General features: G+C 35.4%; 13 protein-coding genes. All 13 read right to left on the bottom strand.

The features are described from left to right. Window positions 1-41 precede the first annotated feature (41 nt). Window positions 42-839: a TIGR00282 family metallophosphoesterase gene (locus AB4Y30_RS07635; RefSeq protein ID WP_368654888.1), complete on the bottom strand. Its 798-nt coding sequence runs from the start codon at window positions 837-839 to the stop codon at window positions 42-44. Between the two features lie 95 nt (window positions 840-934). After that, window positions 935-2,500 (bottom strand): ribonuclease Y, encoded by a 1,566-nt coding sequence (rny, locus tag AB4Y30_RS07630; RefSeq protein WP_368654887.1) that lies wholly within the window; start codon window positions 2,498-2,500, stop codon window positions 935-937. A gap of 518 nt (window positions 2,501-3,018) precedes the next feature. Further along, window positions 3,019-4,140: a CAP-associated domain-containing protein gene (locus tag AB4Y30_RS07625; RefSeq protein ID WP_368654886.1), complete on the bottom strand. Its 1,122-nt coding sequence runs from the start codon at window positions 4,138-4,140 to the stop codon at window positions 3,019-3,021. Between the two features lie 203 nt (window positions 4,141-4,343). Next, window positions 4,344-5,387 carry a recombinase RecA gene (recA, locus tag AB4Y30_RS07620; RefSeq protein ID WP_368654885.1) on the bottom strand — a complete coding sequence of 348 codons (1,044 nt, stop codon included), beginning with the start codon at window positions 5,385-5,387 and terminating at the stop codon, window positions 4,344-4,346. 165 nt (window positions 5,388-5,552) lie between these two features. Beyond that, window positions 5,553-6,800, bottom strand: coding sequence for a competence/damage-inducible protein A (locus tag AB4Y30_RS07615; RefSeq protein ID WP_368654884.1), 1,248 nt, complete (start codon window positions 6,798-6,800; stop codon window positions 5,553-5,555). Then, window positions 6,797-7,375, bottom strand: coding sequence for a CDP-diacylglycerol--glycerol-3-phosphate 3-phosphatidyltransferase (pgsA, locus tag AB4Y30_RS07610; RefSeq protein ID WP_368654883.1), 579 nt, complete (start codon window positions 7,373-7,375; stop codon window positions 6,797-6,799). Before pgsA ends, AB4Y30_RS07615 begins: the two co-directional genes overlap by 4 nt. A 162-nt stretch (window positions 7,376-7,537) precedes the next feature. Next, complete coding sequence (locus tag AB4Y30_RS07605) at window positions 7,538-8,413, bottom strand: helix-turn-helix domain-containing protein (RefSeq protein WP_368654882.1); 876 nt, start codon at window positions 8,411-8,413, stop codon at window positions 7,538-7,540. 567 nt (window positions 8,414-8,980) lie between these two features. Then, a complete protein-coding gene (locus AB4Y30_RS07600; RefSeq protein ID WP_368654881.1) occupies window positions 8,981-9,238 on the bottom strand; it encodes a DUF3243 domain-containing protein in 258 nt (85 codons plus the stop codon). A 78-nt stretch (window positions 9,239-9,316) separates the two neighbouring features. Beyond that, entirely contained in the window at window positions 9,317-10,027 is a 711-nt protein-coding gene (locus AB4Y30_RS07595) for an SDR family oxidoreductase (protein ID WP_368654880.1), read from the bottom strand. Between the two features lie 8 nt (window positions 10,028-10,035). Further along, on the bottom strand, window positions 10,036-11,319 hold the full coding sequence (locus tag AB4Y30_RS07590) for a M16 family metallopeptidase (RefSeq protein ID WP_368654879.1): 1,284 nt from the start codon (window positions 11,317-11,319) through the stop codon (window positions 10,036-10,038). Beyond that, the gene (locus AB4Y30_RS07585) at window positions 11,312-12,595 is read right to left on the bottom strand and encodes a M16 family metallopeptidase (protein WP_368654878.1); all 1,284 of its coding nucleotides are present in this window, start codon (window positions 12,593-12,595) and stop codon (window positions 11,312-11,314) included. Before AB4Y30_RS07585 ends, AB4Y30_RS07590 begins: the two co-directional genes overlap by 8 nt. A gap of 378 nt (window positions 12,596-12,973) precedes the next feature. After that, window positions 12,974-13,699 carry a GntR family transcriptional regulator gene (locus AB4Y30_RS07580; protein WP_368654877.1) on the bottom strand — a complete coding sequence of 242 codons (726 nt, stop codon included), beginning with the start codon at window positions 13,697-13,699 and terminating at the stop codon, window positions 12,974-12,976. Window positions 13,700-13,879: 180 nt separating this feature from the next. After that, window positions 13,880-16,168 (bottom strand): DNA translocase FtsK, encoded by a 2,289-nt coding sequence (locus tag AB4Y30_RS07575; RefSeq protein ID WP_368654876.1) that lies wholly within the window; start codon window positions 16,166-16,168, stop codon window positions 13,880-13,882. Window positions 16,169-16,995: the final 827 nt, after the last annotated feature.

The following is a 16,995-nucleotide window of genomic DNA, read 5'->3' as shown; positions in this document are numbered from 1 at the left end:
TATCTTTTATTATGCAATAATTTTTACAATTATTCAAATATTCACCCATAAAATGGATGATCTTCATTAATTAAAATTCGCTCGATCTTCTTGGATTGACCCGTTTTAGCATCTAAAGTAATACATACCGCATTTAATTGATTATTCCCATCTTTGGTAACTTCAAAACGTGTTGGTAGATTAGTTTTAAATTTTTCAATGACTCTATCTCTTTCTACACCTAAAATTCCATTATAAGGTCCTGTCATTCCTACATCAGTAATGTATGCTGTACCGTTCGGTAAAATTCGTTCATCTGCCGTTTGTACATGTGTATGTGTGCCAACTACAGCACTTACTCTTCCATCTAAATACCAACCAACTGCCTGCTTTTCACTAGTTGCTTCAGCATGGAAATCAACAAAAATATAATTTGTTCGTTTTTTTGCTTCTGTCACTAGTTCATCTAATTTATCAAAGGGATCTTCTATAGCTGGCAAAAATATTCTTCCCTGAGCATTAATGACTGCTACTTCTATATCATTTATTTTTACATAGACAATCCCTTTTCCAGGGTTATTCGCCGGATAGTTTGCTGGACGAACTAAGTATTTCGCTTCATCAATAAATTCAAAAATATCCTTTTTATCCCATGTATGATTACCAAGCGTTACAGCTTGAGCACCCCAAGATAAAAAATCTTTATAAATTTTTTCTGTAATCCCTTTTCCCGACGCTGCATTTTCACCATTAATGATTGTTACTGTCGGGCGATACTTTTCCTTTAGCTTCGGCAAATAGGTCTTGACCATATCTCTGCCTGGTGAACCTACAACATCACCTATAAATAAAATCTTCATTTCAACCCATCCAATCTGTAAAGAGCCTTTTTCACTATAATAATTCCTAAAAAAATAAAGTGGTCGATTGACCACTTTATTTGAAAGAGCGTATATTATTTTGCGTATTCTACAGCTCTTGTTTCTCTAATTACTGTTACCTTGATATGCCCTGGATAGTCGAGTTCACTTTCAATACGTTTTCGAATATCTCTTGCAATATGGATTGACGCTGCATCATCAATCTCCTCTGGTTTAACAATAATTCGTATTTCTCGTCCGGCTTGAACAGCAAATGATTTTTCAACACCAGCAAATGATTCAGAAATTTCTTCTAGTTTTTCCAAGCGCTTAATGTAATTCTCTAATGTTTCACTTCTTGCTCCTGGTCTTGCTGCTGAGAGAGCATCTGCTGCAGCAACTAAAACAGAAATTACACTTGTAGCTTCTTCATCGCCATGATGTGAAGCAATAGAATTAATTACTACCTCTGGCTCTTTATATTTCATTGCTAATTCCTTACCGATTTCAACATGGCTTCCCTCAACTTCATGATCAATCGCTTTACCAATGTCATGAAGTAAGCCTGCTCTTCTTGCTAACATTTCATCTTCACCAAGTTCAGCAGCTAGTAACCCTGCTAAATGTGCAACTTCTCTCGAATGTTTCAACACATTTTGACCATAACTTGTACGATACTTTAAACGACCTAAAATTTTAATTAAATCTGGATGTATTCCATGAACACCAATGTCAAAAGTGGTCTCTTCACCGATTTCACGGATATATTCATCAACTTCTCGTCTCGCTTTTTCGACCATTTCTTCTATTCTTGCCGGGTGGATTCTTCCATCCTGAACAAGATTTTCTAATGCTAAACGAGCAATTTCTCGACGTATTGGATCAAATCCAGATAAAATAACTGCTTCCGGTGTATCATCAATGATGAGATCAATTCCCGTTAATGTTTCTAACGTTCGAATATTACGACCTTCACGTCCAATAATACGACCCTTCATTTCATCGTTTGGAAGGTTAACTACTGATACAGTAGTCTCTGCCACATGATCAGCTGCACAACGTTGCAAGGCAAGAGAAAGAATATTTTTCGCTTTCTTATCCGCTTCTTCTTTTGCGCGGTTTTCAATTTCTTTAATTAATAATGCTGATTCATGAGTAACGTCTTGTTCGACACGATTTAAAATAATCTTTCTTGCTTGGTCAGTAGTGTATCCTGATATGCGTTCAAGCTCGGTTTGCTGCTCCTGGACCATCGCTTCCACTTTGCTTTCCATTTCTTCAATTTGTTGTTGTTTTTCCGTTAGAGTTTGCTCTCGCTTCTCTAACATGAGCTCACGCTTATCTTGCGTTTCACCTTTTCTATCTAGATTTTCTTCTCGTTGCATTAGACGATTTTCTTGTGAAAGAACCTCCGAGCGACGCTCACGAATTTCAACTTCCGCTTCTTGGCGTAATTTATGAATCTCGTCTTTCGCTTCTAGAAGTGCCTCTTTCTTTGACGCTTCCGCATTTCGATGTGCTTCATCAACAATTTGTTTCGCTAAAGTTTCAGCACTAGATATTTTAGCTTCTGCAATAGATTTACGAATCAGATAACCAACAACAATACCGACGATCAGGATTAGGGCAAGCAAAATGGAGATGATTAAAGGACTGTCCACAGTCTCACCTCCTATTGCTATAAAGTTGTTTGATTCATTATTGTCGGCATTTTACAGATTCAATAAATGAAAACATCTTAAAGGTATAATAATATAACTATACATGTTAATTTTAATTGTCTAGTGAATTTATGTCAAGTAAACGTTCCAACTTAAATCCTTTTCTCATACTTTAACATATTAGGAAAAGCGCAGAGCGCCCTTACAGACTAAAAACGTGACGTCACGAGCACAACGTCCTGCACTAGCACATCCTATGCGTCGTAAAAACGTAGAGATTGGAGCGGCACAACCGAGATAAAGGAAACATGCCCCTTTAGGGGTATCCAACGTTAGGCTTTAGCCTGGTTTTAGTTGGGCCTCCTTATAAAACAGAGCCGATGTTGACTTATTGTAGGGTGTGACGTGAAATCTCTTAGTTTTTGGCGCTCTGCGCTGGACATGGCTAGCTCTGAAACAAGAATTAATTTATGCATTTTATCTATTTCCTCAATTTGACCAATAGACGAAACCTTCAATCATTGAGTTAAATAAGCTTCTGTATAATAAGGTTGACCATCTTCATGCTGTGCAACACCTACTGCCATTAATCGGAAATCATCATGTAGAATATTTTTTCGATGATTTTCTGAATTCATTAGCCCTTGATGTGCATAAATACTACTTGACTGCCCCATCGCCAAGTTTTCTCCTGCTGCTCTATAGGAGATACCATCATTTGTTAATCGGTCAAATGGAGATAAACCTTCTAAATTATCATGACTAAAATAATTATGTGAAGCCATGTCTAGACTATGATTACGAGCTGTTGACTGAGCTGGTTCATACCAATCGAGTATCCTTTTATCAAATTTAGCTCTAGCCGCATTCGTTAAGTCAAACAATTGATACTCAAATCCTTGCGCAATTTCTGCATTTGTTTCTCCATAATACGATTTCTTTTCTGCTTCCATTTCTTCTGAGATAATTTGAATAGCCGCAATTTGTTCACCTTGATGCTTATCATAAAAGAAAGTAACGTAGTTCCCATCAACTTTAAAAGTATCCTGCTCTTCATTTTCATTAAGTCGATAACGTGTCATTCCTTTTTGTATCGATTGAATCGGCTCTCCATACATTTCTCTTACTTCTTGTTTTGTATTACTCAATGTAATTCCATCCTTAGAGCTTAATAAATCTTGATTTGTAAATAAACCAGATACTTTATCCTCTGCATCATAAGCAACCATTACAAAGTTCTGATAATGCTCATGATATGTATGCCAATCTCTATTATACTCATTCGCAGTTATTCTCGTGTTCTCTGGAAGGTTTGATTCTACATCTGCTTTTTCTTCTGCTATTTCAATATTATGAATGGAAAAGGTTTGTTCTAGTGGTGTTTGTAATTCAGGTTTGGGAGCTACAGGATTCTTTTCATCCTTTGAAATTTGGTCAGAAATAAAGTTGCTTATCCGTCCAATAGAATCATTAGCATATTCCATTGAGGTATGAAAGAATTCACTATCACGAATATCATAAAAATCTTGTTTCATCCCATTCCATACACCGGTCACGCCATCTTGTTTATAATGATCAGCGTAGATATACCATAGTACGCCGAAAATAAGCAATAGGAAAAATATATTTCTAAATTTCATGATCTTCTCACTCCAAACTTCTGTTTAATCAATGCTGTAAACTTAAGATATGACCCTGTTTCTTCTTTTTTAACTATTTTCTTTCTCCCTTTTTAGAACTATTATTACCTTATCATATAACAATAAAACTTATTAAAAGAAAAAAATGAAACAGTCAGTCTGCCAAAATACAGATTGTCTGCTTCATTTTCAAATTCAAGATTTTATAAATCTAAAGCATCTTGTTCAGGAACTTCTTCACGAACATCTGCTGTTTCTACTTCATCTAATTTATAATGGGCTCTAATTGCTTGATGGATTGTATTCATTACGGCTTCATTTTCCCGTAAAAATTGTTTTGCATTCTCACGACCTTGTCCAAGTCTTTCGCCTTCATAAGAATACCAAGCTCCACTCTTCTCAACAATATCTAATTCTGAACCAATATCTAAAATCTCTCCCTCTTTAGAGATTCCTTCACCATACATGATATCAACAAGAGCTTGAGTAAATGGTGGAGCTACTTTATTTTTTACAACTTTAATTCTTGTTTTATTACCTACCATGTCATTTCCTTGCTTAATAGTTTCAGCTCTTCTTACTTCTAAACGAACGGAAGAGTAGAATTTTAGGGCTCTTCCACCCGGTGTTGTTTCAGGGTTACCAAACATGATTCCTACTTTTTCACGAATTTGGTTGATAAAAATAGCAATGGTATTTGATTTATTAATCGCACCAGATAATTTTCTTAATGCTTGGGACATTAGACGAGCTTGTAAACCAACATGTGCATCGCCCATTTCTCCTTCAATCTCTGCTTTTGGCACAAGTGCTGCTACAGAGTCAATTACGATAATATCAATAGCACCGCTTCGTACTAGAGCTTCTGAAATCTCTAATGCTTGCTCTCCAGTATCTGGCTGTGATAATAATAACTCATCTATATTCACTCCAAGCGCTCTTGCATATTTAGGATCAAGTGCGTGCTCTGCATCAATAAAAGCAACTTGTCCACCATTTTTCTGCGCTTCCGCAATCGCATGGAGGGCCACCGTTGTTTTACCAGAAGATTCTGGTCCATAAATTTCAATTACACGTCCCTTAGGATACCCACCTATTCCTAATGCAATATCTAAAGCCAAGGATCCACTTGGGATGGTTGCGATTTTTCGTTCTGCATCTTCACCAAGTTTCATAACTGATCCTTTACCAAATTGTTTCTCTATTTGTCTTAACGCCATGTCTAAAGCTTGTTTTCTATCACTCAAAGTGTAAAACCTCCTTCAATTAACTATGTATATCATACACCTTTTATTCCCTTTTGCCAACAAAAATGCGAATGAATGTTCTTATTTTTTCGTATTAACATTTATATGAAAAATAAAAAATACCTATGTAAAAATTTAATTTTCTCTATGACAAGCATGATCAAATTACGAATTTAAAAAGTTTAATAGAAGCTCGTATCCTTTTAACATAGAACGCCTACGGACAGCAAATCTATCGCCTTGAAATACAAATTTTTCTGTAAGCTGCTTACCGTCTTTTTGATAAATACTAATATATACCGTACCTACAGGGTGTCCATCTATAGTGGTTGGCCCTGCTACACCTGTAAAACTAATGCCAATATCAGAATTTAGTATTTCTGAAACATTTTTGGCCATTGCTAGGGCACATTCCTCACTTACTACACCTTGATTATCAATAATTTCAGCAGGAATCTTTAGTACATTTCTTTTCACACTTGTATCATAACAAACAATCCCACCTAAACAAACATCTGATGCACCGATAATAGAAACCAATTTTTCTGTAAACATACCACCAGTTAGGCTCTCCGCGGCAGCAAGACGTTTATTCTGTGATTTTAATTTTAAATATAATCTTTCCTCAAGTGTTTGATTGTCAAGTCCGTAAAAATATTGACCAACTTTTTCAAGAATTTTTTCCTTCGTATCCTCTAGTAATGCTCTTGCTTGATCTGCTGTTTGTTCCTTCGCAGTTAATCGAATGACAACCCCTTCTTTTTGAGCAAGTGGCGCAATGGTTGGGTTGTTTTGTCCACGAATTAAATCTTGTAATTTATGTTCTAGCTCCGATTCACCAATACCAATAAATTTTAAAACCATAGATTGAATGGTTACCTGAGCGTCTAATTGGCTTACTAAATAAGGAAAAACACCATCTAATGCTAATTGCTTCATTTCCCTTGGTACACCTGGTAGAAAAAACCAGATCTTATCGTCAAATATAACTCGCATCCCAGGAGCCATTCCAACCCGATTTTGCAATACTTCAGCATTAGCAAAAACTCTTGCCTGGCGTCTATTATTAGGAGTCATCTCAAGATTTTGTTTAACAAAGAAATCTTCAATTTTATCCATTGACTCCTTGTCTTCCACTAATTCAAAGTTAGTAAGCTGTTGAAATGCTTCTCTTGTTAAATCATCATCTGTTGGACCAAGACCACCAGAAACAATAATCACATCTGAGCGCTGTTGGGCTTGACGAAATACTTCCTCTACACGAAATAGATTATCGCCAACAACCGTATGATAAAACGTATTGATCCCATATACTGCTAATTGTTCCGAAAGCCATTTTGCATTTGTATTAGCAATTTGCCCTAATAGTAATTCTGTACCAACAGCAATAATTTCACAGTTTATTTGTCTCATTTTGAATCCCTCATGACATGCCAGTTTTTAATAAAATAATCGACTCCAGAAACTACTGTAAAGAATAATGCGATATATAGCATGATTGTTCCAAGCGGGAAGTTAATATACTCGAATGGAAAGTTTTTTAATAACAGTAAAGCAATAGCTAATAATTGAGTAACGGTTTTTAATTTACCCATATTCCCAGCCGCAAGGACAATTCCTTCACCTGCTGCAACAAGTCGTAAACCTGTAACAGCTAATTCTCTACTAATAATTACAATAACTACCCAAGCAGGAGCAAGTCCAATTTCAACTAATAAAATAAAAGCTGCAGATACAAGTAATTTATCTGCTAGTGGATCTAAAAATTTACCCAAATTCGTTACTAGATTATATTTTCTAGCGTAATAACCATCTAACCAATCTGTTCCTGCTGCAAAGATAAAGATTAAAGCACCAATAAAATGAGCAATTGGCAATGTCTGATCACCAATAGCCCATTCTCCCCAATTAAATGGAACCGTATATAATAAAATAAATACTGGGATTAAAAGAATTCTAAAAACTGTAATTCGATTTGGGATATTCATCAATTGTACCTCCTATATGGGAAAGAAAAGCCCTCCTCCATGTGATAAGGAAAGGCTTTAACTATTTAACTTTGTATTTCTAAAACTCCTTACTCCAACTTAGAAATAAATAAGACTTAATTCTAGATGAAATCTAAAAACTTCATCTAACGCTAATCTTCTTTATTCTACTCCTTCTTGTAAATGAATCCAAAAAATTTGGACACTAGGTGGAGTTTCAATATCAAGCGGAGTATCATTTACTGTGATACCTAATGCCTCTGCATAACCTGTTCGAATATATACTTTTTCCTCATCCGAAATATCAAATTCAAGAGGTGATTCACTTTCTGTTAATGTGCCTGTATAGATAGATGTTCCATCACTGTCTTGGACATCCAACCAAGTTTCACCAGTAGAGCTCAATTCTAGTGTAATTTGATCTCCTGCATTTTTCAGCTCATAAGTTGAAGTCGTATTTCTTCCTGTTTGCTGATCAATTAACTCAAATTCAGGATTAGTTTCTTCTGGTTCTTCCTCCGGTTCCTCTTCAGGTTCTTCTGTATCAGCATCTACATCATCTGAATCATTTGTATCATCACTTGTATTATCCCTAATAAAACCATTACTATTATCTGGATCAATTGGATCAGCGTCATCATTCATTGCTTTTTGATACAGGGTAATCGCAACAAATATAATACCAATAATTAATAACACTACAATAAATAGTGGAACAAAAGAAAAGGAAGACGTGTTTTTCGTCTGAGAATTTACCTTTCTTGACCACATACGTGAATAGGTAACATTATTTTTAGTAATCTCTTTCGGCACTTCTATTTCAGCTTCTCCAAGCAAATCATCTGGATTAAGATCAACTGCTAAAGCATATTCTCTAATAAATGCTCTTGCATAAAATTTTCCGGGCAATAAATGTAAATTATCCTCTTCTACAGCAAGAAGATAACGTTTTTGAATTTTTGTTTGTTCTTGTATTTCTTCTAAAGAGAGACCTTTAGCGATTCTTGCCTCCTTTAAAACATTTCCTACCTCCATCATTCAACACCTTCCAGCTTCATTTCAATTTATCTAAAGAAAATTAGCAAGCCAGGCCCAATAGGCGCCAGATTGCCTTCACAGCACTTTTATCGACTAAGCTCGGTTTTTTACAGGATGTCCATTCTTGCTCCTGCAACGTGTGCCTTGTGCTTTTTGATAACGTCGAAGTTCTCACTAAACCTTTTGCTTCGCTAATATATACTCATATATATTCCAATTCTATTTATTCATTCTTCTTAATTATTTATTATCTATGGATTTTCTTCATCCCATCAAAAAATTATCATCTTTAAAAAAGTATTTTAAATAATCATTAAATTATATACAAATATGGTTGCATACCTATGTTACATGTTACATAAAGAAATACATAAAAGCAATGTGCTTTTATAATTAATTATTGAGCTTTTTAAGAGAAAATGTATCCATATTTCTCGTTTAGAAAATGTAAAGATTTTAGGATAATAAATTATGTTCAGATATCATTGTATATAATACAAATGCTTAGCTCTCCGCTTTTGCCATAAAAGAAAGAGCTACAATATTTTATTGTAGCCCTGCCTAGAATTACGCTTTTCTTTTATCTTGAACTAATTTTACCATTGTACTGGCTATTGCATGTTGTTCTTCTTCTGATGCCGCATTCCATAACTCTCTTAGCATTGCTTCTTCAGGATTTTTCGCTTCTACGTTGCTAGCTAAATAATCCCCAACCTCATAAGCGAGGTTTGTGATTGTCTCTTCCCCTAATCCTTGTTGAAGAGCATCACCAAGTCGATTTGCTAAGAAGTCTTTCCATGTTTCGAAATTATCTAGTACAGACATCTTTCATACCTCCTATCGTTTTCAAGCTTAGTATTCTGTATTTCACAAAATTTATACGATAGAAAGGAATAATTTGTCTTACCAGCCACCAGTGATATGAATTATTTCACCTTGAATATAATTTGCCTGGTCTCCCAATAAAAAATTTACTGTATTTGCAATCTCTTCTGCTTTTCCAGCACGTTGCATTGGAATGTCTGCAAGGATAGCTTCTTTTTCATCTTCTGTAAGATGATTATTCATTTTAGTATCAATGAACCCAGGACTAATTGCGTTTACAGATATACTACTTGGAGCAACTTCTTTTGCTAAAGCTTTTACAAAACTATTTTGAGCTCCTTTGACAGTTGAATAAATTACTTCATAGCTCGCACCTACTGTTCCCCAGATAGAAGAAATAAAAATAATTTTACCGTATTGTTCTTGAATCATACTTGGTAGTACATGCTGTGTAATCATCCAAGGAGCTTTTACATGAAGAGTCAGCATTTCATCTAATATTTCTTCTGATGCATCCTGGAAAAGACCAAATTGTGCTTTACCGCTAGCAAAGACTACTCCATCTACTGGAAAAGCAAGTTGTTTTAGAAATAACTTAATTTCTTCTTCCTTCGATAAATTTGCTTGTATACTGGCAAGCACCTGTTCATGTTTAAATAATTCTTCGATAACAGCTGAATTGGAATAATAATGTAAGATAAGCTGGTATCCTTGCTCTAATAACTTATTTGCAATGGATAAACCAATATCCCCGCTCGCCCCTATGATTAATATATTTCTTTTTTTCATAAGAAACCCTACTTTTCCATTACTTTACATACAGTTAAGCGTTCCTCATCAATCCAATTCTGTAAGAAATTATTAGCTGCTTCTAAGGTGATTTCTTGAATAGATGGAATCATCTCAAATAAATCAATGTCAAACTGATAATAATGTGTATATTGATTCGCAATAAATTCCAAAGAATTCATGCCACTTAAGAGTTGCCCAATTTTCTTTTTCTTCAGTATTTCTAACTCTTCTGCTGTTAATACATCGGTTTTTGTTTGCAATAATAATTCTTTTACCTTATTTGCAAAGTCATCTGGTCGACTTGTATCTCCACTAATCATCGTGTAACCAAATCCACGCTCTAATGTCGCACTACAGCCAAAGCTGCTATCAATCAGTTGCTCATCATAAAGCGTTTGATAAAAGGAGCCTCCTTTAGAAAAATAATGATCGAGAACAATCTCTAACATCAGCTCACGAAAAAGAAATTCCTCTTTACTTAATTCCCTTGTCAATTCTTTAATACCAACTGTACATTTTGGAATAGATACAGGTAATGGAACAACTAATTCTTCTGTTGCTACTTGAGATGGCTCTTCAGGGAAAAATCGCTCGATTTCTTTTGCCTTTGGAAATTCTTTTTTACTTTGATTTTCCTCAATTAAATGCATAATCTCTTCAGGATTAAAATTACCTGCAACAAATAAGGTCATGTTTTGTGGATGGTAAAAGGTGTGATAACAAGTATATAAATCCTCTTTCGTGATTGTTTTAATCGAATCAGCTGTTCCAGCAATATCAATATTTGCAGGATGATGTACGTACATTGCTCTCATTGTGCCCATAAATGATTGCCAACCAGGTTGATCATCATACATCTTAATCTCTTGCTCGATAATTCCTTTTTCTTTCTCCACTGATTGATCAGAGAAATAAGGATCTTGAACAAAATCAAGTAATGTTAATAAATTCTGTTCGATTTGGCTTGTCGCAGAAAACAAATAAGCTGTATTCGTAAAAGATGTATATGCATTTGCAGATGCTCCTTGCTTTCCAAAATCAGCAAATACATCATGATCTTCTTTTTCAAATAATTTATGCTCTAAAAAATGTGCTATCCCTTCTGGAACAGTAATTTTCTCTGTGCTATTGTATGGAACAAATGACTGATCAATCGACCCATAATTCGTTGAAAATAAACTATAGGTTTTTGACATTTCTTCTTTTGGCAAGAGTAAGACTGTAAGACCATTATCTAATTTTTTACTATAAATTATTTCATCTATCGCATCATATACTTTCTTAATCATTTACTTCACCCTTATCTGTTAGTAAATAAACGGTATCTTGCTTAATTTTATTAGCAACCTGAATAATATCCTCTCGGGTTACAGCTTTAATTCCCTCAATAAGCGCATGTGGTGGAAGATCTCTCTCTCCTATTACTTCCTGGTATAACATCTCAACAATACCTTGTGTATGGTCAAGCGTTTCTAATATTTGATTAATTAATTGTTCTTTTGTCTCTTCTACATCATTTTCTGTAAAATCACCTGATTGCATCATTTGCAATTGGAGCTCGATAATTTCTCGTGCTTTTTGATAATCTGCTGGAGCAATTCCGCTAATTACAAATAACAGCCCTTTATGACTTTCAACTCTTGAGGAAGCATAATAAGCCAAACTATTTTTTTCACGTACATTTATAAATAGCTTAGAGCTAGGAAACCCGCCAAAAATGCCGTTAAAGACTTGTAAAGCAAAATAATCCTCACTTTGATATGTGGTGTGCGTTCGATAACCAATATGTAGCTTGGCCTGCTGCACATCCTGCTTCTCTATTACTTCTTTTACTTCACTTGTAGTATGTTCTTCTGGTGTTATTGCTTGAGTTGCTATCAAAGTATTTTCTCGGTCAAATGATGTACGAATACTATGGACAATAGCTTCTTTTTGAATATCTCCTACTACATAAATATCCATCTTTTCTTGAATAACGGATTGGTAATATGCATACATATTCTCTGCATCAATATCCTCTAAATCCTCCATATAACCACTAGAATGAATGCTGAACCTTTCGTTCTCACACATTTCATCAATTAAACGTTGATTAGCATATGCCATTTTATCATCTGCAATGGAAGCAATTCTTTGCTTTAATGACTCCTTCTCACGCTCTACTGTTTTTTGTTTAAATGCTTCTCCCTCAAGAGAAGGCGAAAAAATTACTTCATGTAATAAACGAATAGCTTCGTCTAAAATTGAGGCTTCATCAGCAATATATTTTTGATTAGCGAATTCTAAGCGAAAGCTTAAAATATGTTGATTCCCTTTTTTTGCCCCATCAATGGACAGTACAGCGCCATATAGTTGATTTAATTTTTCTTGAAACAGCTTCTCTGTTGGATAATTTGCTGTTCCTTTTCTAAGTATATATGGTAGAAGCACACGTTTTGTAATTTGTTCACGCTCTAAAATCCCTTTAAATTTGACTACTACTGTAATCGTTTTGTATTTCTTTGTAGGAACAAGATGTAAATGATAACCTTGTAACTTCATTGTTTCTTCTTGAATCATTGTCATGAAAATCCTCCTAATTAAAACTGCGTTTATCCAATTACTATAATCATACCCAATCAAGCTCCAGTTAACCATAAAAAAAGCGCAGAGTGCCCGTTTAAAAACGTAGAGATTAGAGTGGCACAACCGAGATAAAGGAAACATGCCCCTTTAGGGGTATCCAACGTTGGGCTTTAGCCTGGTTTTAGTTGGGCTTCCTTATAAAACAAAACCGATATTGACTTATTGTAGGGTGACTCGCGTTAGCTCTTCGTTTTTGGCGCTCGGAGCTGGACAGTGCTATCTCTGCAAAAAAATTAAATTATGTAATTTTTTTATTTCCTTACTCCACAAAAAAACTGACTTGAAACAATCGTTTAGCAAGTCAGTTCTATCTCTGGATTAAGATCTTTTGCGTAACACATGAAATCTAAAAACATCTGGTCGAAAATAATGTGCCGAATAAAGAATTGGCTCATCGTTTTCTGTATAATGTATTTGCTTTAATAACAGCAATGACTGATCTGGTTCACAATTTAAAATATCAAAAATACGATCATGATAGCTAATTGGTTCAATATCTGTTACAGCGTATGCAATTTTTTTGTTAGCGTAATTTTCCATAATATAAAATAAAGAATCATTTTTAAATATATTCTCTATTGACATAATTTGTGCTGGAATTTTCTCTATACAAAATGCAACAGGAGCACCATCTGCCGTACGTACTCTCTCTATTTTTATTAGTTCATTTACTTCAAGCGGAGCAAATTTCTCACGTTCCTCTTCAGTTGGAACGACAATATCTGTAGATAAATACTGTGATGCTGGCACTTTACCCGATTTTTCAATCATATGATGTATGCTATAAAGCTCTTCAATACCTGAACTGAAAATTGGACGTGAGTTGACAAACGTCCCAACACCATGTCTCCTAATAACAATATTATCTTCTTCCAAAATTCGTAATGCCTCTCTAAGTGCTGTTCTCGAAACACCCAATTCTTTGGTCAATTGAAATTCAGATGGAAGCATTTGTTTTTCCTTATAAACACCATTTTCAATTCTTCGTTTAATTTCATCAATAACTTGAAAATAAAAATGGCGGGAATCAGATGTAGTAGACATAATGTCCCCCCTCTTAAGATGATCTTTCATAATAATGTGTGTTCAACAATCTCTAATAGACATATAAAATCAATATAACATTTCTTTCGACATTTGAAAATATTTATACATTTTAAAATTCCTAAATTCCTTATACTGTTTTACAAAGAAAAGGATTAAAAGCAATAAATTGTAGAAATATCAATTCGTATTTGGTGGTGTTTGTTCTTCCTCCGTAACAGATACTAAGACAGATCTTGGTTTACTTCCTTCATAAGGTCCAACTACCCCTCGATCCTCCATCGCATCAATTAAACGGGCAGCTCGAGTGTAACCAATTCGGAATCTACGTTGTAGTAAAGAAACACTTGCTGTTTGCATCTCTACTACCATTTGGACAGCATCTTCATAAAGCTCATCTTCCACTTGTTCTGTTACTTCGGTAGTATTTTCTGGAATCATTTCTTCGACATAATCTACTTCTTGCTGGCTAATACAATGCTGAACAACACGTTGAACTTCTTCATCTGATAGAAATGCCCCTTGTACCCTTATTGGTTTGGATGCACCTACTGGAATATAGAGCATGTCCCCTCTACCAAGTAGTTTCTCCGCTCCACCCATATCGAGAATGGTACGTGAATCAATTTGTGAAGATACACTAAAAGCAATTCTTGACGGGATATTTGCTTTGATCACTCCTGTAATAACATCCACAGAAGGACGCTGTGTTGCAATAATCAAATGAATTCCTGCTGCTCTAGCCATTTGAGCTAATCGTGTAATCGAATCTTCTACATCTTTAGCAGCAACCATCATTAAGTCAGCAAGCTCATCAACAATCACTACAATAAAAGGTAATAAAGAAATTTTTTCTTCACTATATTCATTATGCTTATGGACATAATCATTATATCCTTGCATATTACGTGTACCCGTTTCTGAGAACAATTCGTATCTTCTTTCCATTTCTGCAACTACTTTTTTCAATGCTTGTGAAGCTTTCTTCGGTTCAGTCACCACAGGTGTTAATAAATGAGGAATTCCATTATAAACATTTAACTCTACTTTTTTCGGGTCAATCATCATTAACTTAACTTCATGTGGCTTTGTACGCATCAATACACTCGTAATAATTCCATTAATACAAACGCTTTTCCCGCTTCCTGTAGAACCTGCAATTAATAAGTGAGGCATTTTATTTAATTCGCCTACAACTGCTTCACCTGAAATATCTCTTCCTAAAGCAAATAGTAGTTTAGAAGAATTGGCTGTTGTTGCTTCTAAAATTTCTCTTAATGATACCATGGCGACTTCTGTATTCGGTACTTCAATTCCAACTGCAGACTTTCCAGGGATTGGAGCTTCAATCCGAATATCCTGTGCTGCTAAAGCTAAGGCCAGATCATCATGTAAACTCACAATCTTGCTTACTTTCACACCTGCTTCCGGATAAATCTCATATTTTGTTACAGCAGGACCCACATGCACTTTAGTAACTTTAGCCTTTACTCCAAAACTATGAAATGTTTTTTCTAGTGTTTTTACGGTTGATTGAATATGAGATTTTTCATATTGCTGCGCATTATAGGCCGGTTTTCCAAGTAAATCGATTGTTGGAAGCTCATAATCATAGTTTTCCGTCACTGTCGTAGTTGGCGGAATAACAACTTCTTCAGCTTCTTCTATTTTTTGTTGTTCATTATCCTTCTCCTTGGATAATTCTTGTTGATTTTGTTCCTCTTGTTGGTGCTCAAAGGAGTATGCCACATCTACAAAATCTTCAATTGGTGGTTCAATGACTTGTTCTTCTTGTTGCTTTTCATTTTCCAATGATTGTATTTCTAATTTCTTCGTTGCTCTTTCTTTTTGTTTCGTTTGAATAAATGCTTTGCTTTTCTTCGTTGTCTGAACTATTTTTTTACCAAAATACGAGAATAATTCTCCAAGAGAATAATTCGTCATGAATACGAATCCGACCATGACCATAAATATGGAAACAATTTTTGCTCCAATGGTAGAAAATAAAGCTTTTGTAATGGTGAACAATAGTCCACCAACTATTCCGCCACCAATTTGTTTTGCACTTACTTCTCCATCTAAGTAAGCAAAATAATTCTCCCATGTTTCTGAAAAAATAGAGATATCTGGATTTATGTATAATAGCTTTTCATATACTTGGATATGTGTGAACAGTAAAACCCCTAAGAAAGCAAGATAAAAACCAAATAATTTTTTCGTAAAAAATAACGGATACTTCCTTTTTACCATTAAGTAAATTCCAATAACAAGCAATGCTATAGACGCTACAAAATACCAAATCCCAATGAAAAATCGAAAAAAGTTCTCTAATATACTTGGAAAAGCGCCATCACTAATCGCACTTGCGCCACTTCCAAATATTGCTAAAAAGATAAATAATAGTCCTATTAATTCAAGCTTTAAAAATTTCCGTGCATTTTTCTTAGGCTTTGCTTTCTTTTTTGCCATTGTTTCACCTCTTTCATTTTGTTCATTAGTAAAAATGCAAGGATATCATAGCAACTGACTGTATCCTCACATATTATTAAACTTTCGAACGAAAAGCGCAGAGCGCCCTTACAGGCTAAAAACGCGACGTCACGAGCACAACGTCCTGTACGTCGTAAAAGCGTAGAGATTGGAATGGCACAACCGAGATAAAGGAAACATGCCCTTTTAGGGGTATCCAACGTTGGGCTTTAGCCTGGTTTTAGTTGGGCTTCCTTATCAAACAAAACCGATGTTGACTTTCACCCGCAGGGCACGACAGACAGGATGTCCTAATATCAGCGTTGGTGCTCGTGACGTGACCGTATTTAGCTGATGAAAGTGCGACTTTAGCTCTGTCTGCGCCTGTCGGCTTGCCAATCGCTAAGTCTTCTTTATTGTAGGGTGGCTCGCGTTAGCTCTTCGTTTTTGGCGCTCGGAGCTAGACAGCGCTATCTCCGAATAAGAATAAATTTGTGCAATACTTTTATACTTGCATCTTCTAAAAAAAGAATAACAAGAGGTTGAGACATTTTTAGTTAGTAGTTCCCAAACAAAGATGCTGAAAATACCCGCTTCGGAAATATACTTCGCTTTCCATGGGCAACTGGAGAGCCTCGACAGGCAGGACGTCCTAATGCAGACGTGGTGTACTCGTCTGCCTCGTGGTTGTCGCACTGTGGGGTCTCACCTAGGCCTTGCTCCCAAGATGAGCACGATGTCCCAGTGTCGGCGTTGGTGCTCATGACGTGACCGACCATAGCCGACGAGGAGTCTACGTATATTTCCTACGCTTTATTTGAACTTTG

The organism is Ornithinibacillus sp. 4-3 (assembly GCF_040958695.1).
Classification (GTDB): Bacteria; Bacillota; Bacilli; order Bacillales; family Amphibacillaceae; genus CALAMD01.
Note: the sequence above shows the minus strand (reverse complement) of the source record. Positions and strands in the feature narration are given on the sequence as shown.

What these genes read in the sequence shown, in the direction of transcription:
- AB4Y30_RS07595 (WP_368654880.1), bottom strand. Translation starts at nt 10,027, where the DNA reads ATGAAAAAAAGAAATATATTAATCATAGGGGCGAGCGGGGATATTGGT.
- AB4Y30_RS07580 (WP_368654877.1), bottom strand. Translation starts at nt 13,699, where the DNA reads ATGTCTACTACATCTGATTCCCGCCATTTTTATTTTCAAGTTATTGAT.
- AB4Y30_RS07575 (WP_368654876.1), bottom strand. Translation starts at nt 16,168, where the DNA reads ATGGCAAAAAAGAAAGCAAAGCCTAAGAAAAATGCACGGAAATTTTTA.
- AB4Y30_RS07625 (WP_368654886.1), bottom strand. Translation starts at nt 4,140, where the DNA reads ATGAAATTTAGAAATATATTTTTCCTATTGCTTATTTTCGGCGTACTA.
- AB4Y30_RS07605 (WP_368654882.1), bottom strand. Translation starts at nt 8,413, where the DNA reads ATGATGGAGGTAGGAAATGTTTTAAAGGAGGCAAGAATCGCTAAAGGT.
- AB4Y30_RS07590 (WP_368654879.1), bottom strand. Translation starts at nt 11,319, where the DNA reads ATGATTAAGAAAGTATATGATGCGATAGATGAAATAATTTATAGTAAA.
- AB4Y30_RS07600 (WP_368654881.1), bottom strand. Translation starts at nt 9,238, where the DNA reads ATGTCTGTACTAGATAATTTCGAAACATGGAAAGACTTCTTAGCAAAT.
- AB4Y30_RS07635 (WP_368654888.1), bottom strand. Translation starts at nt 839, where the DNA reads ATGAAGATTTTATTTATAGGTGATGTTGTAGGTTCACCAGGCAGAGAT.
- pgsA (WP_368654883.1), bottom strand. Translation starts at nt 7,375, where the DNA reads ATGAATATCCCAAATCGAATTACAGTTTTTAGAATTCTTTTAATCCCA.
- AB4Y30_RS07585 (WP_368654878.1), bottom strand. Translation starts at nt 12,595, where the DNA reads ATGACAATGATTCAAGAAGAAACAATGAAGTTACAAGGTTATCATTTA.
- AB4Y30_RS07615 (WP_368654884.1), bottom strand. Translation starts at nt 6,800, where the DNA reads ATGAGACAAATAAACTGTGAAATTATTGCTGTTGGTACAGAATTACTA.